The 21,106-nt window shown below is 71.5% G+C and carries 18 protein-coding genes, 1 tRNA gene and 1 pseudogene; 12 read left to right on the forward strand and 8 right to left on the reverse strand.

The features are described 5' to 3' along the window. Positions 1-95 precede the first annotated feature (95 nt). Positions 96-542, reverse strand: coding sequence for a ribonuclease HI (gene rnhA / locus JQS43_RS16955; RefSeq protein ID WP_420847707.1), 447 nt, complete (start codon positions 540-542; stop codon positions 96-98). A gap of 129 nt (positions 543-671) precedes the next feature. Here rnhA and JQS43_RS16960 point away from each other — a divergent pair, with 129 nt between their 5' ends. From JQS43_RS16960 to JQS43_RS16975, 4 genes are all read left to right on the forward strand, one after another. Further along, positions 672-3,530, forward strand: coding sequence for a glycoside hydrolase family 2 TIM barrel-domain containing protein (locus JQS43_RS16960; protein ID WP_239675376.1), 2,859 nt, complete (start codon positions 672-674; stop codon positions 3,528-3,530). Positions 3,531-3,596: 66 nt separating this feature from the next. Then, positions 3,597-4,547, forward strand: coding sequence for an MBL fold metallo-hydrolase (locus JQS43_RS16965; RefSeq protein ID WP_239675377.1), 951 nt, complete (start codon positions 3,597-3,599; stop codon positions 4,545-4,547). Beyond that, on the forward strand, positions 4,544-5,356 hold the full coding sequence (locus JQS43_RS16970; protein WP_239675378.1) for an SDR family NAD(P)-dependent oxidoreductase: 813 nt from the start codon (positions 4,544-4,546) through the stop codon (positions 5,354-5,356). Before JQS43_RS16965 ends, JQS43_RS16970 begins: the two co-directional genes overlap by 4 nt. 174 nt (positions 5,357-5,530) lie before the next feature. Continuing rightward, on the forward strand, positions 5,531-6,247 hold the full coding sequence (locus tag JQS43_RS16975; protein WP_239675379.1) for a class I SAM-dependent methyltransferase: 717 nt from the start codon (positions 5,531-5,533) through the stop codon (positions 6,245-6,247). Positions 6,248-6,252: 5 nt separating this feature from the next. On the opposite strand, the gene JQS43_RS16980 is transcribed toward JQS43_RS16975, so the two are convergent. The 3 genes from JQS43_RS16980 to JQS43_RS16990 form a co-directional block, all read right to left on the reverse strand. Next, positions 6,253-6,918 carry a response regulator gene (locus tag JQS43_RS16980; RefSeq protein ID WP_239675380.1) on the reverse strand — a complete coding sequence of 222 codons (666 nt, stop codon included), beginning with the start codon at positions 6,916-6,918 and terminating at the stop codon, positions 6,253-6,255. Further along, positions 6,915-8,267 (reverse strand): sensor histidine kinase, encoded by a 1,353-nt coding sequence (locus JQS43_RS16985; RefSeq protein ID WP_239675381.1) that lies wholly within the window; start codon positions 8,265-8,267, stop codon positions 6,915-6,917. The genes JQS43_RS16980 and JQS43_RS16985 overlap by 4 nt, the downstream gene beginning before the upstream one ends. 73 nt (positions 8,268-8,340) lie before the next feature. After that, positions 8,341-10,353 carry a serine hydrolase domain-containing protein gene (locus tag JQS43_RS16990; protein WP_239675382.1) on the reverse strand — a complete coding sequence of 671 codons (2,013 nt, stop codon included), beginning with the start codon at positions 10,351-10,353 and terminating at the stop codon, positions 8,341-8,343. A gap of 258 nt (positions 10,354-10,611) precedes the next feature. Between JQS43_RS16990 and JQS43_RS16995 the strand changes: the two genes are divergently transcribed. Further along, complete coding sequence (locus JQS43_RS16995; RefSeq protein ID WP_239675383.1) at positions 10,612-11,583, forward strand: CPBP family intramembrane glutamic endopeptidase; 972 nt, start codon at positions 10,612-10,614, stop codon at positions 11,581-11,583. A gap of 183 nt (positions 11,584-11,766) precedes the next feature. Here the strand turns inward: JQS43_RS16995 and JQS43_RS17000 are convergent. Continuing rightward, positions 11,767-12,012, reverse strand: a pseudogene (locus tag JQS43_RS17000) (PadR family transcriptional regulator); the annotation flags it as partial. A 54-nt stretch (positions 12,013-12,066) separates the two neighbouring features. Here JQS43_RS17000 and JQS43_RS17005 point away from each other — a divergent pair. From JQS43_RS17005 to JQS43_RS17035, 7 genes are all read left to right on the forward strand, one after another. After that, the gene (locus JQS43_RS17005) at positions 12,067-14,520 is read left to right on the forward strand and encodes an excinuclease ABC subunit UvrA (RefSeq protein WP_239675384.1); all 2,454 of its coding nucleotides are present in this window, start codon (positions 12,067-12,069) and stop codon (positions 14,518-14,520) included. A gap of 197 nt (positions 14,521-14,717) precedes the next feature. Next, positions 14,718-15,020 carry an urease subunit gamma gene (locus JQS43_RS17010; protein ID WP_239675385.1) on the forward strand — a complete coding sequence of 101 codons (303 nt, stop codon included), beginning with the start codon at positions 14,718-14,720 and terminating at the stop codon, positions 15,018-15,020. 46 nt (positions 15,021-15,066) lie between these two features. Further along, the gene (locus JQS43_RS17015) at positions 15,067-15,384 is read left to right on the forward strand and encodes an urease subunit beta (protein WP_239675386.1); all 318 of its coding nucleotides are present in this window, start codon (positions 15,067-15,069) and stop codon (positions 15,382-15,384) included. After that, complete coding sequence (locus JQS43_RS17020; RefSeq protein ID WP_239675387.1) at positions 15,381-17,102, forward strand: urease subunit alpha; 1,722 nt, start codon at positions 15,381-15,383, stop codon at positions 17,100-17,102. The genes JQS43_RS17015 and JQS43_RS17020 overlap by 4 nt, the downstream gene beginning before the upstream one ends. A gap of 10 nt (positions 17,103-17,112) precedes the next feature. After that, positions 17,113-17,769: an urease accessory protein UreF gene (locus JQS43_RS17025; RefSeq protein WP_239675388.1), complete on the forward strand. Its 657-nt coding sequence runs from the start codon at positions 17,113-17,115 to the stop codon at positions 17,767-17,769. Further along, a complete protein-coding gene (gene ureG / locus JQS43_RS17030; RefSeq protein WP_338037122.1) occupies positions 17,759-18,439 on the forward strand; it encodes an urease accessory protein UreG in 681 nt (226 codons plus the stop codon). The genes JQS43_RS17025 and ureG overlap by 11 nt, the downstream gene beginning before the upstream one ends. Beyond that, the gene (locus JQS43_RS17035; protein ID WP_239675389.1) at positions 18,439-19,215 is read left to right on the forward strand and encodes an urease accessory protein UreD; all 777 of its coding nucleotides are present in this window, start codon (positions 18,439-18,441) and stop codon (positions 19,213-19,215) included. Before ureG ends, JQS43_RS17035 begins: the two co-directional genes overlap by 1 nt. Positions 19,216-19,304: 89 nt before the next feature. On the opposite strand, the gene JQS43_RS17040 is transcribed toward JQS43_RS17035, so the two are convergent. The 3 genes from JQS43_RS17040 to JQS43_RS17050 form a co-directional block, all read right to left on the reverse strand. Next, a tRNA-Val gene (locus tag JQS43_RS17040) sits at positions 19,305-19,379 on the reverse strand. 102 nt (positions 19,380-19,481) lie between these two features. Then, entirely contained in the window at positions 19,482-19,916 is a 435-nt protein-coding gene (locus tag JQS43_RS17045) for a DUF3052 domain-containing protein (protein ID WP_239675390.1), read from the reverse strand. A gap of 104 nt (positions 19,917-20,020) precedes the next feature. Next, the gene (locus tag JQS43_RS17050) at positions 20,021-21,085 is read right to left on the reverse strand and encodes an FAD-dependent monooxygenase (protein ID WP_239675391.1); all 1,065 of its coding nucleotides are present in this window, start codon (positions 21,083-21,085) and stop codon (positions 20,021-20,023) included. Positions 21,086-21,106: the final 21 nt, after the last annotated feature.

Here is a 21,106-nt window from a genome sequence, read left to right on the forward strand (position 1 = left end):
ACTGTCATGGCAGGTAGAGGGCGCACGGGGCCGCCCCGCGGCCGGGGTCGGGGCAGGTCGAGCACCGCGATGGCGGCGAACGTGATCAGTTCGCGCTAGCCCCGTGCCTCGTGCAAGCCTTTCGCGGCGAGCTGGTCGGCGCGTTCGTTCTCGACGTGCCCGGCGTGGCCCTTCACCCAGTGCCAGGTCACCTCGTGCTGGCTCGCCGCGGCCGCCAGCCGACGCCAGAGGTCAGCGTTCTTGACCGGCTGCCGGCCAGCCGTCTGCCAGCCGTTGCGCTGCCAACGGGGCAGCCACGAGGTGATGCCGTTACGCACGTACGTGCTGTCGGTGTGGACCCGGACCTGGGCCGGCCGGGTCAGGCTCTCCAAGGCCATGATCGGCGCCAACAGCTCCATCCGGTTGTTGGTGGTCGCCCCGGACTCGCCACCGAAGATCTCCCGCTCGTGGTCGCCGTACCGCAGCAACGCCCCCCAGCCGCCCGGGCCGGGATTGCCGCTGCACGCGCCATCGGTGAAGATGTCGACCAGCTGCTCCGCCATGCCCGCCACCATAGCGGCGCCGACCACAGAGCCCTCCCCCGCCGCCGCGATCATGGGGTTAGGCACCGAGAACGGCTCCGATCAGGTACCTAGGTCCATGATCAGCTCGTAATGGGTAGCCTGCTGATCATGACCACGCCGTACCTCGCGCAGCCCGACCCCGGCGCCGGTCGCCTGCCGGCCCGCGCCGCCTTCCGATCCGACGCAGCGGCCATCGACCTCAACGGCACCTGGCGGTTCCACCTCTCGCCGACGGTCGCCGAGGCCCCGGCCGACTTCTGGCAGGTCGACTTCGACGACACCGGCTGGCACGACCTGCCGGTGCCGGCGCACTGGCAGCTGCACGGCCACGGCGAGCCCGCGTACACCAACGTGGTCTACCCGTTCCCGATCGACCCGCCGCACGTACCCACCGAGAATCCGACCGGCGACTACCGCACCGACTTCGACGCGCCGGCCGCCTGGGCCGGCACCCCGGCGGTGCTCCGCTTCGAGGGGATCGACTCGTGCGCGCGGGTCTGGCTCAACGGCCACGAACTGGGGGTGACCTCCGGCAGCCGGCTGCCGAGCGAGTTCGACGCTACCGCCGCGCTGATCCCCGGCGGGCGCAACCTGCTCGCCGTCCGGGTACACCAATGGTCGGCCGGCAGCTACGTGGAAGACCAGGACATGTGGTGGCTCTCCGGGATTTTCCGGGACGTCACCCTGCTGGCTCGACCGGCCGGCGGGATCGACGACTACTTCGTTCACGCCGACTACGACCACCTCACCGGGCGAGGCACGCTGCGGGTGGAGACCGCGGCACCGGCGCGGATCAGCGTGCCCGAACTCGGGCTGCTCGACGCCGCCACCAACACCGACCACGCCGTCGGCCAGGTACGACCGTGGAACGCCGAGACGCCGTACCGGTATCAGGCGACGCTCGCCACCGACGCCGAGACGGTGCCGCTGTGGATCGGGTTCCGGACCGTCCGGATCACCGACGGGCTGTTGACCGTCAACGGCCGGCGGATCCTGTTCCGGGGTGTCAACCGGCACGAGTTCCACCCCGACCACGGCCGCGCGGTGCCGATGGACGTGGTCCGCGACGAGTTGCTACTGATGAAACGCCATCACATCAACGCCATCCGGACCAGCCACTACCCACCCCACCCGGCGATGCTGGAGCTCTGCGACGAACTCGGGTTCTGGGTAATCGACGAATGTGACATCGAGACCCACGGGTTCGGGCTGGAAGACTGGCAAGGGTGGCCCGGCAACCCCAGCGACGACCCACAGTGGCAGGGGGCGTACCTGGACCGGATGCGCCGGATGGTCGAACGGGACAAGAACCATCCCAGCGTCATCATGTGGTCGCTAGGCAACGAAGCCGGCATCGGCGACAACCACCGGGTGATGGCACAGTGGACACGGGAGCGCGACCCCGGCCGGCCGCTGCACTACGAGGGCGACCACGAGTGCCGCTACGTCGACGTGTACAGCGCGATGTACCCACCGCTGGCGACCGTCGACGCGGTCGGCCGGTACGAGCAGGCCGCCGACGAGCTGCGGCGCGACAAGCCGTTCATCCTCTGCGAGTACGCGCACGCCATGGGCAACGGCCCGGGGGGCCTGCGGGACTACCAGGACCTGTTCGAGCGCTACCCCCGCTGCCAGGGCGGCTTCGTCTGGGAGTGGATCGACCACGGCCTCCGGCGCCGCAGCGCCGACGGGCAGGAGTATTTCGGCTACGGCGGCGACTTCGGCGAACCGTTGCACGACGGTCACTTCGTCATCGACGGCCTGGTCTCGCCCGACCGGACCCCGTCGCCCGGCCTGCGGGAGCTCGCCGCCGTCTACGCGCCGGTGACGATCGCGGCGACCGACGCCGACTCGGTCCGGATCCGCAACCGGTACGACTTCGCCGCCCTCGACCAGGTCACCTACCACTGGGTGATCGAGGAAGAAGGGCTCCCGGCAGCCGAAGGCACGCTGCCAGTCCCGCCGCTGGCGCCGGATGAGGAGGTCGAGGTGGCGCTGCCGAGGCTCCCCGCCACTAGCGCGGAGAGCTGGCTGACCATCTCCGCGCGGCTCACCGTCGACCAGCCGTGGGCGGCGGCCGGGCACGAACTCGGTCAGGGCCAGGTCATGGTGCGGCCGGCCACCCCGCGACGGCTGCCCACCGGCACGAAACGCCGCGGTGACACCCTGGGGCCGGCCGAGTTCGACCCGGCGCGGGGGACGCTTCGCGCCCTAGCCGGGATGGCCGTCGACGGTCCGCGGCTGGACGTGTGGCGGGCACCCACCGACAACGACGAGGGCTACTACGGCGACCGCAAGCTGGCCCAGGCCTGGCGCGACGCCGGGTTGGACCGGCTGCAGCACCGGCTCGTCGACCTGCGCCGCGACGACGACGCCATCGTGGTCACCACCCGGGTCGCCGCGGCCCAGCAGCGGAACGGGTTCTGGGCGACCTACCGCTGGACCGCCGACCAGCAGGCGGTCGCCCTGGAGCTGTCGGTAACTCCCGACGGCGAGTTTCCCTTTCCGCTGCCCCGCGTCGGGGTCCGGCTGGCGGTGCCGGGCACACTATCCACCGTAGAGTGGTTCGGACTCGGTCCGGGCGAGGCGTACGCCGACTCGCGGCAGGCCGCCCGGGTCGGACGCTTCACCCGGACGGTCGACGAGTGGCAGACCCCCTATATCTTCCCGCAGGAGAACGGCGGCCGGATGAGCGTACGGTGGGCCGAGCTCCGCGACGAGCACGGCGGCGGGTTTCGCGTGTCCAGCCCGGACACCTACCAGCTGACTGCCCGGCGCTGGACCAGTGAGCTGCTCACCGCCGCCCAGCACACCACCGACCTGGTGGCAGACGACGTCGTCTATCTGAACCTCGATGTCGGGCACACCGGGCTCGGCAGCGGGTCTTGTGGACCCTCGGTGGGCGAACGATACCGGCTCGGCCCCGGCCCGCACCGGCTCCGCCTCATCCTCGCACCGTTGCCGTAGCAGGCCCGGTGCCGTAATCAGGCCCGTGCCGTAGCCAGGCCCGGAGAATCGCGGTAACGTAGCGCGATGGTGGACTTCAGTGGTGGCCCGGTCGCCGGAGATCTCGACGTACGGTGGATCCACGGGTCGCGGTCGAAGGCAGACAGTGCCGATCCGTTGCTTCAGGTCCACCGGTACGACGAGCACACATACATCCTGCGGCAGAGCATGACCGTCAGCCATGAGGCACCGTTCCTGTATCTGCTCTTCGGTAACGACCGCGTGCTCCTGCTCGATACCGGTGCGACGAAAGACCCGGCGACCTTCCCCTTACGCGCGACCGTCGACGAGCTGGTCTCGGCTTGGCTGGCCAGCCACCCCCGAGCCGACTACGCGCTGGTGGTGGCCCACACGCACGCACACGGCGACCACATCGCCGGTGATGAGCAGTTCGCGGACCGCCCGCTCACCACAGTGGTGCCCTCGGACCTGGACTCAGTGCAGTCGTTCTTCGGCATAGCTGACTGGCCGGAGCAGGTGGTCAGCTTCGATCTTGGCGGACGCGTCCTCGACCTCGTCGGCGCTCCCGGCCATCACCCGACCTCGCTGGCGTTCTTCGACCCGTGGACGGGTTTTCTGCTCACTGGCGATTCGGTCTATCCGGGCCGGCTGTACGGGTTCGACATGCCAGCATTCGTGGCGAGCCTGGACCGGCTGGTCGAATTCGCCGAGGCACGCCCGGTCACCCATGTCATGGGCTGCCACATCGAAATGTCGCGCATGCCCGGTCGGGACTATCCGCTCGGCACAAAGTACCAACCCGACGAGCCGCCGCTGCAGATGACGATGGCGCAGCTACGCACGGTTCGAGACGCGGCCCGCGCGGCCGAGGCCAAGCCGGGCGTGTATGTCCACGATGACTTCGTCATCGCGAGTGGTATGGGGATCCGGAGCATCCTGCGGCTGCTGGTTCGGTCTTTCGGCCAGCGGCTCGGCGTCCGACGGGCGAGCCTCGGCGAGAAGGCGGCCCAGGCATGATCCTCAAGGGCAAGGTCGCGGTGGTCTTCGGCGCCGGCGGCTTCGTCGGGAGCGCGGTCGCCCGGTCGTTCGCACAGGAAGGCGCGAAGGTCTACCTCGGTGGCCGTACCATCGAGAAGCTCCAACGGGTAGCCGACGACATCACCGACGCCGGCGGCGACGCCACGGCGGTCGCCGTCGACGCGACGGATGAATCGGCGGTGGACCAACAGGTGGCGGCGCTCGCCGCCGACGCCGGTGGCCTCGACATCACCTTCAACGCCATCTCCTACGGCGATGTCCAGGGCGCGCCGCTGTCTGAACTGCCGCCTGAGCATGTGCTCGGCCCGGTCGACTACGCCCTCCGGACCCACCTCTACACCGTTCGGGCCTGCGCCCGCCACATCGTCCAGCAGGGCTCGGGCGCGGTGATGACGGTGACCGGATACGGGCCGCCCTTCCCCGAACTCGGTAGCACCGCCATCACCTGGCACGCGGTCGAAGGTCTCTACCGGCAGTGGGCCGCCGAACTCGGCCCCCACGGGGTGCGAGTCTGCTGGCTACGCACGGGCGGGTTCCGGGAATCGGTGCTGGGCGCCGCGGCGTACGACTCGTTGTTCATGTTCAGCGACGGCGACCTGGTGCCGCTCTCCCGGCTCAGCGGCGACACCGCCGAAGCTGACCTGGCCGGCATCGAGCAGGAGACCATGCTCAAACGGCTCCCCTCGCTGGCGGAGGCGGGAGCCACCGCGGCCTTCCTCGCCTCCGATCATGCCCGGTCGATCACCGCGACCGCGGTGAACCTCACCAGCGGCGCGGTCGCCGACTGAGCAGGCGGGCTAGCCGGTGAGTCGATACTCCCAGCCTTCGGCCGCCACAGCGCCTAACTCTTCCTGCTCCAGAAAAACACGGCCCGGTAGCGAAATACAAGACTTGTTCGACGCTGCACGCTCCTCGACACTGACGTAGTGAACTCAGCAGAACGAGAGACGACAGTCCGGTCAGTGCGCAGGCGACTGGCCGCCGAAGGGCCACCGTGGACCCGAGACTACGAGCGGGACTTCGAGACGGTCGCCATGCCTGAGCACGACTGCGACCTGCTCCGCGACCTGTTGATCGCCGAACGCGCCGAGACCGTAGTGGAGATCGGCCTCGCCTACGCCAGCTCCGCGCTCGCCATCGGCGAAGCACTTGTTACCACCGACCCACCCCGGCCGCGGCACGTCATCATCGACCCGTACCAGGAACGCGCCTTCGGCAATGTCGGCTGGGGCCTGATCTGCGATGCCGGACTGGACCCGATCACCACGCTGATGCCGGCCTGGTCATCGATCGCGCTGCCGCAACTGGTCACCGACGGGCTGGTCGCCGACGCGGCCTTCGTCGACGGCAGCCACCGGTTCCACGAAGTCTTCGTGGACCTCTACTTCCTCCGTAAGACCGTCCGACCCGGTGGCCTGGTCGTCCTCGATGACCATTGGACACCGTCGGTACGCACCGCGGTCCGCTACTTCGAACTCAATCTGGGGTGGACGGCGCTCCCCGACGCCTTCGCCACCGGCAGCACGACGCCGATCGGCGGTGACCCACAGGCCGAGCCGGTCCCGCGCTGTCGGGCCTTCCGGCTACCCGACGCCCTCACCGAGCCAGCCTTCGAGGACTTCCACGAATTCGCCGCCGATCATGAGCGTGTTTACAGACACGCCGGGCGTGTCGGCTAACACGCTCATGATCGGCCGGGGAAAGCGAGTCCGTGTTGGTAGGCCCAGATGACGGTCTGCACCCGGTCCCGCGTTCCCAATTTGGACATCACCCGGCCGAGGTGTGATTTCACGGTGCTGGTCTCCACGAAGAGCTCCCGGGCGATCTCGGCGTTGGACATGCCCTGGGCCAGCAGCCGCACGATCTCGCTCTCCCGGGCGGTGAGTAGCTGCGCCGCCCCGGCCGCCGGGTCCGGGGCCCGCCGCCGCCGGGCAAATTCGGCGATGACCCGCCTGGTCACCGATTGGTCGACCAAGCCGTGACCGGCGGCGAGCTTCCGGATCGCCCCGATCAGCTCCTCCGGGTCGCAGTCTTTCAGGATGAACCCGCTCGCGCCCGCCTCCAGCGCGCCGAACACGTAGTCGTCGAGGTTGAAGGTGGTCACCACCAGGATGGCTGGGGGGTGCCCGGCCGGGTCGGCGACGATCTCCCGGGTTGCGGCGATCCCGTCGCCGCCCGGCATCCGGACATCCATGCAGACCACATCCGGCCGGAGCCGGCGCGCCGCCGCCACCGCCGCGGGGCCGGTGGACGCCTCCCCCACGACCTCGATGTCTCCCGCCTCCGCTAGCAGGACCTGAAATCCGGCGCGGACCACCGCCTGGTCGTCCACGAGCAGCACTGTGATCACCGGTTGCCACCTCCGGTCGTGGCCGCGGCGCCCGGCCGGTCGTCATCCCGGCCGACGTTGCTGACCGGCAGCTCGAGGGTAACCCGCCAGCCACCAGCGTCGGTGGGGCCGGCGACCAGCTCGGCCCCGACCAGGTCTGCTCGTTCCCGCATGCCGGCGAGCCCGGTGCCGCCGGGAGATGTCTCGGCCGGCCCGGGCCTCGCAGCCGCGGGCCCGTTCTCGACCTCGAGGGTGACCCGGCGGACGCCGTAGGTCAGCTCGATCCGCACCGGTGCACCCGGGGCATGCTGCCGGGCGTTGGTCAGCGACTGCTGCGCGATCCGGTAGCACGAGATGTCCGCCAGCGGCGGCAGCGGCGTCGCGCTGCCCTGCTGCCGGAGATCGACCTCGGCGCCGAGCGCCCGGGCGGTCTCGACCAGCTGCCCGAGCGCGGCCAGGCCCGGCACCGGGGCATGGTCGGCGGCGTCCGCCCCTGCGGTGGGTCCAGGGGTGCCCGCCCGGTCCCGTAATAGCCCCACCACCTGCCGGAGATTGTCGAGCGTCTCCTTGCCCTGCCGCCGCAGCCAGGCCGCACCGGCACGGGCCGCCGCCGGGTCGCGCTCTACCAGCCGTTCTACCGCAGCCGCCTGGACCACCATGCCGGACAGGTGGTGGGCGGCGACGTCGTGCAGCTCCCGGGCGATCTGGGACCGTTCCGCGGTGACCGCGGCCGACAGCCGCGCCCGCTGGGCCCGCTCGGCTTCGGCCGCCTGCGCCCGCACCAGCTGCCGGTAGCGACGCCGGGTGGCCACGAACACCCCGATGAACGCGGCGACCAGGTAGCTCAGGGCGCTGGAGGCGACCTGGCCGGCGGCCCCGGCCAGCGTCCCGGTCGACGGCGGCATCGCCACCACCGCCGCGGCCAGGGTCTCCACCAGCACCGCCGCACCGATCACCGCCGTGGTCCGCCGTACCGTCGTCAGCGTGGCGATCGTGTACGCCGCGACCAGCGGGGCGAGCAGCCGGACGCTGTCGCCCGGGACCGCGACGATGATGCCGACTTGGCAGGCCACCACAACGGCCAGGCACAGCAGCGGCCGCACCCGCCGCAGACACAGCGCCAGCGACTGGCCGGTCGCGGCGGCGATCAGCCACCAGACCTGGGCGCTCGCCAACGGCACCCGCAGCTCGTGCGAGAGCAACGGCAGGAACACACCGAGTACGGCGAGGCTGGCCACGGTCACCGCCGCCGCCAGCACCACGTCCCGGCCGAACCTGCCGGCTACACCGCACTGGGTGAGCCGCCGGTCGAGCCAGCGCTGGAGCCGCTGCGGCGCCAGCGCCACCCGGCCGGGGTCATGGTCGATCATGGGCCAATCCTTACCGGTCTCGGTGCGCTGGTGACGGTGGCTGGGCCACCGTCACCAGCATGCGGCAGTCGGGTCAGTAGGAGATGCTCGGTGCCAACAGTTGGAAGGCCAGCGCGAACCAGGCCACGCCCGACAGCGCGAGCAGGAGCAACCCGCCGGCGGCGATCGGCCGCCAACCCGCGCGGTGGCGGACCGCGCCTGCCAGCCACATCGCCGCCGGCACCAACCCGGCCACCCCGAGCAGCTGCAGAGCCTGCAAGAACCGCAGCCCAGCCGGCGGCACCGCCTGGAAGTCGATCACGGCGGCGAGGACCGTCGCCCAGCCGCCCAGCGCGACCACCGCGCAGGCCGCACCGACCAGGGCCAGCCGCCGCAGGATCCGGGCCGGCGCAGCCGGGAGGGGACGGCCGCGGCGGCGGCGCAACACCGCCCCGACCGGCCAGGCGACGAGTCCGACCACCAGCACCACCACCGAGCCGATCAGCACCGGCAGCCCCAGCCGGTGGGCCGGACCGGCCGGCAGCAGGGCGAGCGCAGAGTCGTGCCCGATCGCGGTCACCTCCCCGTCGGCGGTCCGTACCGCGATCGTCTGATCGCCGTGCACCTCCCGCCACACCGACTCCGACACCTGCTCGTACACCGCCGGCTGGTAGCTCTGCGGGCCGGGTTCGAACAGCAGCCGACCATCGTCCAATGCGGTCACCCGGGTCTGGTCGGCGAGCGCGTACACCGACAGGAAGGTGCTGTGGAAATTGCGCGAACTCACGTAGCTGCCGGCGATCAGGTCGGCGTTCTCCCGCATCGTCGCCTCAGCCACCGTACCGGCCGGCGGTGTGGTCGCCGGGAAATAGCGGTCGGTGAATCCCTCGAGCAACGTTTCCCGAAGGGCCAACGTGTCGTACGGCACCTCGCCGGTGCTGTTCAGCGAGACGAAGACGCCGGCTCCTTCATCCGGGTAGAGCTGCATGTGCGAGTGGAAGTGGCGGGTGTCGCCACCGTGGCCCAGGATCCGTTGCCCGTTACGGCTCTCGTCGAACAGCCCGAGGGACATCCGCGGCGCGTCCGCCAGCGCCCCGAGGGTGTCTTCGCCGAACGCCGGAGTGAACATCAGGTCGCGGGTACCGTCATCGAGCAACGCTGGGCCGAAGGGTTCCTCCCCCAGCTGAGCGAGCATGTACCGGGCCATGTCCGCCGCTGACGTGGTGAGCGACCCTGCCGGTGGTACCCCTACCCGTTCGAACTCCTCCGGCGGATCCGAGGCGGTCCGGTAGCCGTGGGACATGCGCTGCCGCAGCGGGTCGGGCAGCGGTTGCCGGAAGGTCGACGATGTCATCTCCAGCGGCTCGAAGACGTGCCGGTCCAGGTAGTCGTCGAACGGCATGCCGCTGACCCGCTCCACGAGGTAGCCGGCCAACGCATAGCCGTAGTTCGAGTACGCCGGGGTGGTACCCGGTTCGTAGATCTGCTCCGGCGGGTCGTTCACCACCGCGGCGCGCAGGTCGACCGGCTCGTCGCCGGTGCCGATGATGCCGGCCAGCTGCTCCTCGAACCCCGCGGTGTGCGCCAGCAAATGCCGCATGGTGATGTCGGCGTCGTAGCGACGCGGCAGGTCGAAGTCGAGGTTATGGTCGATGTCGGCGTCGAGGTCGAGCTGGCCCGCCTCGACCAGCTGCATCGCCGCCGCCGCGGTCACCACTTTGGATACTGAGCCGATCCGGAACAGCGTCTGCTCACCGTCCACCTCGACCGGTTCGGCTCCCCCGTGGCCGGTGTCGGCGTACCCGTACCCACGGGTGGTGAGAACGTCGCCGTCGTGGACCACCGCCACGGTCGCGCCGGCGATTCCCGCCCGGTTTAGCGCGGCCGGTAGCAGCCCGTCCAGCCAGCTTTCCACGTCGGCCGCGGTCAACACGCCGGGCTGCGGCGCGGCGACCGGCGGCACGGTGGCCGCCTCGCCGGCTGCTCCGGCGGCTCCGGCGCAGCCAGCGCCGGCCAGCGCAAAGGCCGTTGCCGCGGCGGTGGCGGCCAGCTTCGCCGCGGCCCGGCGCGGTCGTCGCCGCGGCGCGACGACGTTGACGTGGGTCATGTCTACTCCTTGTGCTCCGGTTCGACGGATACGCGACCAGGTCGATGCCCGATCGGCTACGGCAATGCTCCGCTGGCACCGGGAGCGCCCGCGCCTGCCGCGGGTCGGAAGTTCGCTTACGACCTTTGGTGGAGGCCGGCCACAGGAGACGGCGGTGGGCTTATCCCTACCTCGGATACGGGGCCTGGACCCAGCGACCCGACGCCCGCTCGCGTGGTCCGCTTAGCTCCTGCGACCGAATCCTCGGGAGGATTGATCATGCGACCACGGACCGCCGGTGTACCGGTCTTCCTGCTCCTCGCCTTCGGGTTGGCGTGGGGCGGCATCTTCGGTGCGCAGGCGCTGGGCCTGTCCCTGGCTAATCCGCTCGTGCAACTCCCGATAGCGTTCACGCCAGCGATCGCCGCGGTCATCGTCCGCGCCTTCATCACTCGGGAGGGTTTCCGCGACGCGGGGCTCGCTCCCCGCCTAGGGCCCGCCCGGCGGTACTACCTGCTGGCGTGGCTGGGTCCCGTGCTGGTGCTCGGCGCGGCGGTCGCGCTCGGCGTAGTCACCGGGCTGTACCGGCCGGACCTCGCGGCACTGCGCGGGTCGCTCGGCACCGAGTTCCCCGTACCCGCCGCCCTGCTCCTATTCCTCGGGCTGCCGCTGCTACTGGTGCCGGTCTTCTGGGGGGAGGAGTTCGGCTGGCGTAGCTACCTTCAACAACGCATCAGCCGTCGCCCGGTCACCGCCACGCTCATCACCGCGGTGGTGTGGATGGTCTGGCACTACCCGCTCGTGTTCACCGACTACGTCGACTACGCCGACCCACTCCTAGGGATCGTTACCTGGACACTCCTGGTGTTCCCGGTGGCGATCATCCTGGCATGGCTGTTCCTGCGGTCAGGCAGTGTCTGGGTAGCCTGCCTCGCCCACGCCGGCAACAACATGATCCTCGGGGTGGGCGCGTACGCCCTCTTCGTCGAGGACGGCGGCCTCGACTCCTCGATCTCGGACCTGCTCACCTTGGCACCGATGGCCGCCATCGCCCTGTGGATCCTCCTCACCGGCCGGCTCACCGCCGCCAGCACTCCAGATCTACCGACCGGGCGTTCAGCCGTCGTCGGTCGGCCAGGGGTAGCCGGGGTCGGTGACCTGCCCGATGAACCGTTCCAGCCAGGAGATGTCGTGGCGGGTCTGGGACGCGACGAACTCGGCCTCGACCATGAAGATCGGCGCGAGCCCTGAGGTCTCGACCGAGCGCTCCCACTCCTCCGCGCGGCGGGTGAGCGCGTCGATGCGGGCCCGCAGCGTCGCGATGGCGGTGGCCCGGTCCAGGATGCCCACGTAGGCGAGGGCGGTGATGAACCTGGTGGCGTTGGTCGGGTCGGGGTCGGTCAGATCGGCGACGACCCGGCGCTGGAACTCCGCCCTTCCGGCGGGGGTGACCTGGAAGGCAGTGGGCCCGGGCTGCTCTCCGGTCGACTCCTCCTCGACCGGTTGGATCCAGCCGGCCTCCCGGAGCGAGCCGACCAGCGTGTAGACCGAGCCGGTCCGCACCCGCCGACCATATCGGGCGCGTAAGTCGGTGAGCAGGGCGTACTGGTGCCGGGGCTGCTCCAGCAGCAGCCCGAGCAGGGGCAGCACGAGCGGGTTGTCAGTGGCGCGGAGTGGCATGGCCCCATGCTACATTCGTATACGACTAGTCGTATACGAACACTGGAGCCAGCCATGTCTGAGACCGCATCCTGGATCGAGCTCTCCGGCGTGCGCACCCACAACCTGCGCGACATCGATCTCCGGATCCCGCACGGCCGGATCGTCGCGTTCACCGGGGTGAGCGGGAGCGGCAAGAGCTCCCTGGTAATGGACACCCTGCACGCCGAGGCCCAGCTGCGATTCGTCGAGGGGTTCGACCCCTATGTTCGTTCATTTCTCACCCCGCGGGACCCGCCCCAGGTAGACCGAGTCCGTGGCCTCACCCCGACGCTCGCCGTCGACCAGCGCAACGCCAACCGGAACCCGAACTCCACCCTGGGCACGCTCACCGGCGTCGACGCATACCTGGGACTGGTCTTCGCCCGCCTGGCGCCGCTGACGACCGGGAGCACTTGGCCCGCCTCGCTGCATCCGGCGCACTTCGACCCCTGGACCCGCGACGGCATCTGCCACACCTGCCTCGGCGCCCGCGAGCTCGCCCACGCCGAACCAGACCTGATCGTGACCCGCCCGGAACTGCCGCTGACCTCTGGCGCCTCGGCCTGGTTCGACCCGCAACTCTCCGGTGAGGCGACCTTCCTCCCCTCGCTCGCCGAGCACCACGGCACCGACCTGACCCGTCCCTGGCAGGCGCAGCCCGAAGCCTTCCGGCTGGCCGCACTGCACGGCACCGGCGACGAGGCGATCGAGATCGTCCTCACCAGCAGCGACCACAAGCGAGGAACCGAGGTCACCTACAAGACCACGCGGGCCCTCGTCGGCGCCGTCGCCGAGATCGAGCGTGCATACGCTGCGGCCGAGACCGAGCAGGCCAAGGCGCGCTACCATCCCTTCCTCACTCGACAGCAGTGCCCCGCCTGCGACGGCACCGGCCTCGGAGAGATCGCGCGAACCGTCACGCTCGGCGAAGAGACCTTTCGTGACGTCACCGAAGCCCAGGTCAGGCGGGTCCGAGCCTGGCTCGACATGATCGAAGCCGACCTGAACCAAGCGCAGCGAAGCGTCGGCGCCGTCCTCGTCCCCGAGCTCCGCGGCCGCCTCGACCTACTGATCCGGCTCGGCCTCGGACACATCGAACTGTGCCGGACCGCGCCGACACTCTCCGGTGGTGAGCTGCAGCGAGCACGACTATCGGCCCAGATCGGCACCGCACTGACCGGGCTGACCTACGTCTTCGACGAGCCGGGCGCCGGCCTGCACCCGGCCGACAAGCACCACGTGCTCGACATCCTGCGTGAGCTGCGGGACGCGGGCAACAGCGTGCTGATCGTCGAGCACGATCCAGACCTGATCGCGCACGCCGAGTGGGTCATCGACCTGGGACCGGGCGGCGGCAGTGCTGGCGGCCGGATCCTCGCCGCCGGCGCTCCCGGCGCGATCGCCGCACATCCTGAATCAGTCACCGGCCGCTATCTGAACCAGCAGCACTACCTGTTCAAGCGCGCGCAGCGGCCGCCGGACGACCGCACCGGATGGCTGACCCTGCGGCACGCCGCCGCGCACAACGTCACCGCGCGCGAGGTGCGCATTCCGTTGCATCGGCTCACCTGTCTGACCGGCGTCAGCGGCAGCGGCAAGAGCACCCTGCTCAACCAGATTCTCGCCGACTCGGTATCAGCCGCGCTGGCGAAACGACCTCACCCCGCGGTAGAAGAGCTGACCGGAGTGGACGGACTCGGCTGGGTCAGCGTTGTCGACCAGAGCCCCATCGGCCGGTCGCCACGCTCCAATCCCGCCACATACACCAAAGCCTTCGACCAGATTCGCAAGCTCTTCGCCGCCACCGGCGCCGCTCGCGCCCGTGGGCTGAGCGCCTCGGTCTTCTCCTTCAACTCCTCCGGCGGCCGCTGCGAGAACTGCCAGGGCCTCGGCCAGGTCAAGCTCGACCTGCACTTCCTGGGCGACACCTACCTGACCTGCGGGTCCTGCGATGGCCGCCGCTACCAGCCCGACGTGTTGGCGGTGACCTACCGAGGGCTGGCCATCGACGAAGTGCTGGCACTCACCGTGAGCGAGGCCGCCCGCCTCTTCGAGGAACCCGACCCGCTGGCCGCCCTGTTGACCGCACTGGAGGCTATCGGGCTGGGCTACCTGACGCTCGGCGAGAGCGGCACCGCACTCTCCGGCGGCGAAGCCCAGCGGATCAAGCTCGCCAGGGCGACGCTGCGGGGCCGCCGGGGCCGCCCGGCCGGGCTGCTCATCCTCGATGAGCCGATCACCGGCCTGCACCCTGACGACGCCCAGCGACTACTCTCCACCCTCGACCTGCTGCTCGCGCGCGGGCACACGATCGTCATCGCCGAACACGACCTCCACGCCGCCGCCAGCTCGGACTGGATCCTCGATCTCGGGCCCGGCGCCGGAGCCGCCGGGGGCCGGATCATTAACGCCGGCACCCCTGCGCAGGCGGCCGCCGGCACCGGCCCCACCGCCCCTTATCTCCGCAGACTGCTCGCGCAGAACTGACCGGTCGGCCGCCGGTCACGCCTGACGCTGCTGCGCCAGAGATCAGAGGATCTCGCCAGGGTGCCGATTCGCCGCCGGGGGTGAACATGCCGGGCCGACCGGCGTCGCCCGCTGTCTACACCCCGCCTGCGTAACGGAACAGAAACCTGCCGCTGCCATACTCCGGCCAGCCACCCGTTGACGACAGGGAGGTCGGGGTGCTTCTCACGCAGCACGAACAGGAACGGCTGATGGTCCACGTCGCCGCCGACGTCGCCTGGCGACGGCACGAGCGGGGGCTCAAGCTCAACTACCCGGAGGCCGTCGCGGTGATCACCGCGTTCCTGCTCGAGGGCGCCCGGGACGGCAACTCGGTCGCCGAGCTGATGGAGACCGGGCGTCGGGTGCTGGCCCGCGACGATGTGCTGGAGGGCGTCCCGGAGATGCTGCCGCAGGTGCAGGTCGAGGCGACGTTTCCGGACGGGACGAAGCTGGTGACCGTGCACGACCCGATCCCATGACCCGGCTCCGCCACGCCCGCCTCTCCCACCACCGCAAGGAGCCCCGATGATCCCCGGCGAGCTGCTGCCGGCCGCCGACCCGGTGCCGTTACACCCCGGCCTGCCCACCGCGACGGTCACCGTCACCAACACCGGCGACCGGCCGGTCCAGGTCGGCTCGCACTACCACTTCGCCGAGGCGAACCCCGCCCTGGAGTTCGACCGCCGGCTCGCCTGGGGGCACCGGCTGGCGGTTCCGGCGGGCACCGCGGTGCGGTTCGAGCCGGGCATCGTCCGAGACGTGACCCTGGTGCCGTTGGGCGGCGCCCGGGTGGTCGCCGGGCTCCGCGGGGAGTGCGCCGGGCCGCTGGACCGTCCGGCGTGAGCGACGCCGAGGGTCGGCTGGAGCGCCGGAGGTACGCGGCGCTGTTCGGTCCCACCACCGGTGACCGGATCCGGCTCGCCGACACCAACCTGTTCATCGAGGTCGAGGCCGACCACTGCGGCTACGGCGACGAGGCGGTCTTCGGCGGCGGCAAGGTGATCCGGGAGTCGATGGGGCAGTCCCGCGCCACCCGGGAGCAGGGCGCCGCCGACACCGTCATCACCGGCGCGGTCGTGCTGGACCACTGGGGCGTCGTGAAGGCCGACGTCGGGATCCGGGACGGCCGGATCACCGCGCTCGGCAAGGCCGGTAACCCGGACACTATGGACGGTGTCCACCCCGACCTGGTGATCGGTCCGAGCACCGAGATCATCGCCGGTAACGGCCGGATTCTCACCGCCGGGGCGGTCGACACCCACGTCCACCTGATCTGCCCGCAGCTACTGGAGGAGGCGCTCGCCTCCGGCATCACCACCATCGCCGGCGGCGGCACCGGACCGGCCGAGGGCAGCAAGGCCACCACCGTCACTCCCGGCGCCTGGCACCTTGCCCGGATGCTCGAGGCGCTCGACCCGTGGCCGGTAAACGTGCTCCTGCTCGGCAAGGGCAACACCGTCTCCACCGAGGCGCTCTGGGAACAGTTGCGGGGCGGGGCCGCCGGTTTCAAGCTGCACGAGGACTGGGGCACCACCCCGGCCGCGATCGACGCCTGCCTGAGGGTCGCCGACGCATCCGGGGTCCAGGTGGCGATCCACACCGACACCCTCAACGAGGCCGGCTATGTGGAGAGCACACTCGCCGCGATCGCCGGGCGCACCATCCACACGTACCACACCGAGGGTGCCGGCGGTGGGCACGCGCCGGACATCATCACCGTCGCCGGCCTGCCGCACGTGCTGCCCTCCTCCACCAACCCCACCCGCCCACACACCCGCAACACGCTCGAGGAGCACCTCGACATGTTGATGGTGTGCCACCACCTCAACCCGAGCGTGCCGGAGGACCTGGCCTTCGCCGAGAGCCGCATCCGGCCCTCCACCATGGCCGCCGAGGACGTGCTGCAGGACCTGGGCGCGATCTCCATCATCGGCTCCGACTCCCAGGCGATGGGCCGGATCGGCGAGGTGGTGCTGCGGACCTGGCAGACCGCGCACGTGATGAAGGCCCGGCGCGGGTCGCTGCCGGGTGACGGCGCCGCCGACAACCACCGGGCCCGGCGGTACATCGCGAAGTACACCATCTGCCCGGCGGTCGCGCACGGGCTGGAGCGAGAGATCGGTTCGGTCGAACCGGGCAAACTCGCCGACCTGGTGCTCTGGGAGCCGGCCTTCTTCGGCGTCCGGCCGCACGCGGTACTCAAGGGCGGCATGATCGCCTGGGCGGCGATGGGCGACGCCAACGCCTCCATCCCGACCCCACAGCCGGTGCTGCCGCGGCCGATGTTCGGCGCCTACGGGGCGGCCCCGGCGGCGACGAGCGTCGCCTTCGTCGCCCCGGCCGCGGTCGAGGACGGGCTGGCCGACCGGCTGGCCGTCAACCGGCCGCTGGTCCCGGTCGCCGACGTCCGCCGGCGCGGCAAGGCCGACCTGCCGGGCAATGACGCCCTGCCACGGATCGAGGTGGCGCCCGACACCTTCACAGTCACCGTCAACGGCGAGACCATTGAACCGGCCCCGGTCGACACGCTGCCGATGGCCCAGCGCTACTTCTTGTTCTAGCGTCATGCCCGTGCCACCGACCGACCCGCTCACCACGCTGCTAGTGCTCGCGGACTCCCGGCTACCGGCGGGCGGCCACGCCCACTCCGGCGGTCTGGAGCCGGCGGTGGCGGCCGGCCGGGTGACTGACCTGCCGAGCCTGGCCGGGTTTCTCCGGGGCCGGCTAGCGACCGCCGGCCGGATCCAGGCCGCATTCGCCGCCGCCGGCTGCGCCCACCCCGGCCGGGCCACCGCGCTCAATCGGGGACTCGACGCCCGTACCCCCTCGCCGGCGCAGCGCCGGGCCTCCTACGCCCAGGGCCGGGCCCTGCTCCGGGCCGGCCGGGCGCTGTATCCGGGCCTGACCACGCCGCCTCCCCATCACCATCCGGTGGCGGTCGGACTGGTCGCCGCCGCGGCCGGGCTACCGCCGGGGCAGGCCGCCGCGATCGCCGCGTACGGCGCGGTCTCCGGCCCGGCCAGCGCCGCGGTGCGGCTGCTGGGCCTCGATCCGTACGGGGTCCACGGCCTGCTCGCCGCCCTGGCGCCGGAGTGCGATGCGGTCGCCGCCGAGGCAGCCGCCGACGCCGACGCCCCGGTGGCCGATCTACCGGCCGGCAGCGCCCCGCTGCTCGACCTGTCCGCCGAGCTCCACGCCGACTGGGAGGTTCGTCTCTTTGCTTCCTGACACTCTTGACCCCGACGACCACACGCATCCGCACCCGCACAGCGACCCGCACGAGCCGCTTCCGGCCGCCCGCCGGGCGGTCCGGATCGGCATCGGCGGGCCGGTCGGCTCCGGCAAGACCGCCCTGGTGGCGGCGCTGTGCCGGCAGCTGCGGGCCGAGTTGCCGCTGGCGGTCGTGACCAACGACATCTACACCACCGAGGACGCCGACTTCCTGCGCCGCAACGCGGTCCTGCCGGACGAGCGGATCGTCGCGGTGGAGACCGGCTGCTGCCCGCACACCGCGATCCGGGACGACATCTCCGCCAACCTCGACGCCATCGAGGAGCTCGAGCACCGGCTCGGCCCGCTGGCGCTGGTGCTTGTGGAGAGCGGCGGGGACAACCTGACCGCTACCTTCAGCCGCGGCCTGGTGGACCGGCAGATCTTCGTGGTGGACGTGGCCGGCGGCGACAAGGTCCCCCGCAAGGGCGGCCCCGGCGTCACCTCCGCCGACCTGCTGGTGATCAACAAAACTGACCTGGCCCCGCAGGTCGGCGCCGACCTGGAAGTGATGGCCCGCGACGCCGCCGCTCGCCGGGGCGACGCCGCCACAATCTTCCTCTCGCTCACCGACGACCCCGCCGCCGCCAAGGTGGTCGACTGGGTACGCGGCTGCCTGGTCGACTGATGCGGGCCCGGGCCCGGGTGGTGGCCGAGCGCGGCCCCGGCGGCGCCACCCGCCTGTCGGTGCTGCGCAGCGAGTCGCCGCTGCTGCTGCGCCGGACCGGGCCGCCCGGCGGCGACGGCCGCGCTGCCGAGGTGCACCTGGTCGGCGGGGCGGCCGGCCCACTCGGCGGGGACGACCTGCGGCTCAGTGTCGAGGTCGGACCCGGCGCCCGGTTGTGCCTGCGGACGGCGGCGGCGGCGCTCGCACTGCCCGGAGCCTCCGGCGCCGCCTCCGGGATGGCGGTCGAGGTCACGGTCGCCGCCGGCGGCCACCTGGACTGGCTGCCGGAACCGCTGATCGCCGGTCGCGGCTGCCGCCACCGCGCCACCGCCCGGGTACGCCTGGCCGCCGGGGCTTCGCTGTGCTGGCGGGAGGAGCTCATCTGCGGCCGCCACGGCGAGCAGCCCGGCGACGCCAGCACCAGGCTGACCGTCAGCTACGACGACCTGCCGCTCTACGACCAGGAGCTGGCGGTCGGCCCGGACGCACCGGGCTGGGCCGGCCCGGCGGTGCTGGCCGGCGCCCGCGCCACCGGATCGCTGCTACGGGTCGACCCGGCCTGGCTGACCGGTGCGCCCCCGCCGGAGCACCACGGTCCGGAGGCGGTCACCATGCCGCTCGCCGGCCCGGCCGTCGTCACCACCGCGGTCGGCGCCGACGCCGCCCGGCTCCGACGCCGGCTGGACGCTCAATGTCCATACTCGGGCGGCGTGAAGCACTCCGCCACCCTGGCGTGAACGCAGCGCCGCCCGCCACGTCGCCCCGCCCCGGCGACAGCTCAGTCTTAGTTAGGTCCCGTTCGCATGGGGACATCAGCACGCTCTCCTGGTGGGCGCGGCAGGTTTCGAACCTGCGACCCCCCGCTTGTAAGGCGGGTGCTCTCCCGCTGAGCTACGCGCCCGCAATCACACGCGCCCCAGGAAGCCCGCAGCGCGCCGCCAGCTTACCCCACGAGCTCGCCGGGCCGGGTGCGCGCAGGTCGCCCCGGCCGGCGATCACTGGGTCAGCGCTTACCGCGGGACTTGGGGGCGACCAGGCGGGCACCGCTCCAGTCTTTGCCGGCGCTGATAGTGGAGGTCTGCTGGAGACCGGCGGTGGGTGCCGCCTCGGTGATCTCTCCCGGCTCGACGTGGCCCTCTCGCCCCGCCTTGGGGGTCAGTAGCCACACCACGCCGCTGTCGGCGAGCGGGCCGAGGGCGTCCACGAGCAGATCAACCAGGTCACCGTCGCCGTCGCGGTACCACACCAGGACCGCGTCGACCACCTCGTCGGTGTCCTCGTCGACTAGCTCGCCGCACTTTTCGATCAGGAGTTCACGCAGGTCGTGCTCGACATCTTCGTCGAAGCCCATCTCCATCACGACCATCCCGGACGTCAAGCCGAACCGGTCCGCCGGGTGGCGCTGGCCCTCGGCGGCCTGACCTGCGGTCGCGCTCACGGTGTGCTGCCTCCTTCGCTGGGACTGTTGAGGCTAGCTTCTCACGTGGACCACGACCAGCGGAGCCACCCCACTCACCTATCCGGCCGAGCGTAGATACCCGGTCAGTTTGGTGGACCACCGACCCGCAGCGCCACCCGGACCGCCGTGTCCCGCAACCGGGTCAGCTGGCGGGCGTGGGCGAGTCGACCCACCCGGCGGGACATCGCCGCCAGCCGTTGGGTGGGGCGGCGGCGCAGCCGGTCGTACTCGGCGAGGGCGGCCGCCGGGTCGCCGCCGGCGCCGAGCTGGCGGGTGAGGGTGACCGCGTCGATCAGCGCCTCGCAGGCGCCGCGACCCAGGTCCGGGCTCATCGCGTGGGCGGCATCGCCGATCAGCGCCACCCGCCCTCGCACGTACGACGGCAGGCGCGGAGCCAGCTCGTACAGGTCGTGGCGGAGCAGGCTGGCGTCGTCGAGCTGGGCCAGCACCTGCCCGACGGCAGCGTGCCAGTCGCCGAACCGGGCACGCAGCGCCGCCAGGTCGCCCTCCGGGAACACCTGGCCGGCGGGTGCGGGGGCGGCGGCGAACCAGTTGGTACGCCCGCCCTCCTGCGGGGTGATCCCGAACCGCATCCCTTCACCCCAGGTCTCGGTGAAGGTGTCGGTCGGCGTGTCGAGCACGCCACGCCATGCGGTGGTGCCGAGGTGGCGGGCCCGGTAGGCGGGCCCGAACAGGGCTCGGCGGGTCGCGCTAAAGATCCCGTCGGCGGCGATGACCACGTCGTACGCGTCGGTGAGGGCGGCCAGCTCGGCCCGGTGGCCGAACCGCACCGTGCCTTCAGGTAACGCGGCCAGGAGCAGGTCCAGCAGGGCCGGGCGGGACAGCAGGTAGACCGGGTCACCGGTACGCCGCTCGAGCGCCACGGTGTCGATGGCGGCGATCCGGGCTCCGTCGGCGCGCAGGAAGGCGCCGCTGCGCTGCCGTGCTGCCTGGGCACGCACCGCCCGGCCCAGGTCGAGTTCGTCGAGCGCGGCCAGCGCGGCGGGCCACAGCCCGAGGGCGGTGCCGGCTCCGGCCGGGCCGGGTTCCCGCTCCAGGACGGTCACCTCGGCGCCGCCGCGAGCGGCCCCCACCGCGGCGGCGAGCCCGCCGATACCGCCGCCGATGATCCCCACTCGTAGGTTCATACCCACGAGCCTACTACAGGT

It is taken from the genome of Natronosporangium hydrolyticum (genome assembly GCF_016925615.1).
GTDB classification, from domain to species: domain Bacteria; phylum Actinomycetota; class Actinomycetes; order Mycobacteriales; family Micromonosporaceae; genus Natronosporangium; species Natronosporangium hydrolyticum.

Excerpts from the sequence above, each read along its gene's own strand:
- JQS43_RS17035 (WP_239675389.1), top strand. The coding sequence starts at position 18,439 with ATGCGGGCCCGGGCCCGGGTGGTGGCCGAGCGCGGCCCCGGCGGCGCC.
- JQS43_RS16970 (WP_239675378.1), top strand. The coding sequence starts at position 4,544 with ATGATCCTCAAGGGCAAGGTCGCGGTGGTCTTCGGCGCCGGCGGCTTC.
- JQS43_RS16985 (WP_239675381.1), bottom strand. The coding sequence starts at position 8,267 with ATGATCGACCATGACCCCGGCCGGGTGGCGCTGGCGCCGCAGCGGCTC.
- rnhA (WP_420847707.1), bottom strand. The coding sequence starts at position 542 with ATGGCGGAGCAGCTGGTCGACATCTTCACCGATGGCGCGTGCAGCGGC.
- JQS43_RS16990 (WP_239675382.1), bottom strand. The coding sequence starts at position 10,353 with ATGACCCACGTCAACGTCGTCGCGCCGCGGCGACGACCGCGCCGGGCC.
- JQS43_RS17050 (WP_239675391.1), bottom strand. The coding sequence starts at position 21,085 with ATGAACCTACGAGTGGGGATCATCGGCGGCGGTATCGGCGGGCTCGCC.
- JQS43_RS16965 (WP_239675377.1), top strand. The coding sequence starts at position 3,597 with ATGGTGGACTTCAGTGGTGGCCCGGTCGCCGGAGATCTCGACGTACGG.
- JQS43_RS17005 (WP_239675384.1), top strand. The coding sequence starts at position 12,067 with ATGTCTGAGACCGCATCCTGGATCGAGCTCTCCGGCGTGCGCACCCAC.
- JQS43_RS17015 (WP_239675386.1), top strand. The coding sequence starts at position 15,067 with ATGATCCCCGGCGAGCTGCTGCCGGCCGCCGACCCGGTGCCGTTACAC.
- JQS43_RS16960 (WP_239675376.1), top strand. The coding sequence starts at position 672 with ATGACCACGCCGTACCTCGCGCAGCCCGACCCCGGCGCCGGTCGCCTG.
- JQS43_RS16995 (WP_239675383.1), top strand. The coding sequence starts at position 10,612 with ATGCGACCACGGACCGCCGGTGTACCGGTCTTCCTGCTCCTCGCCTTC.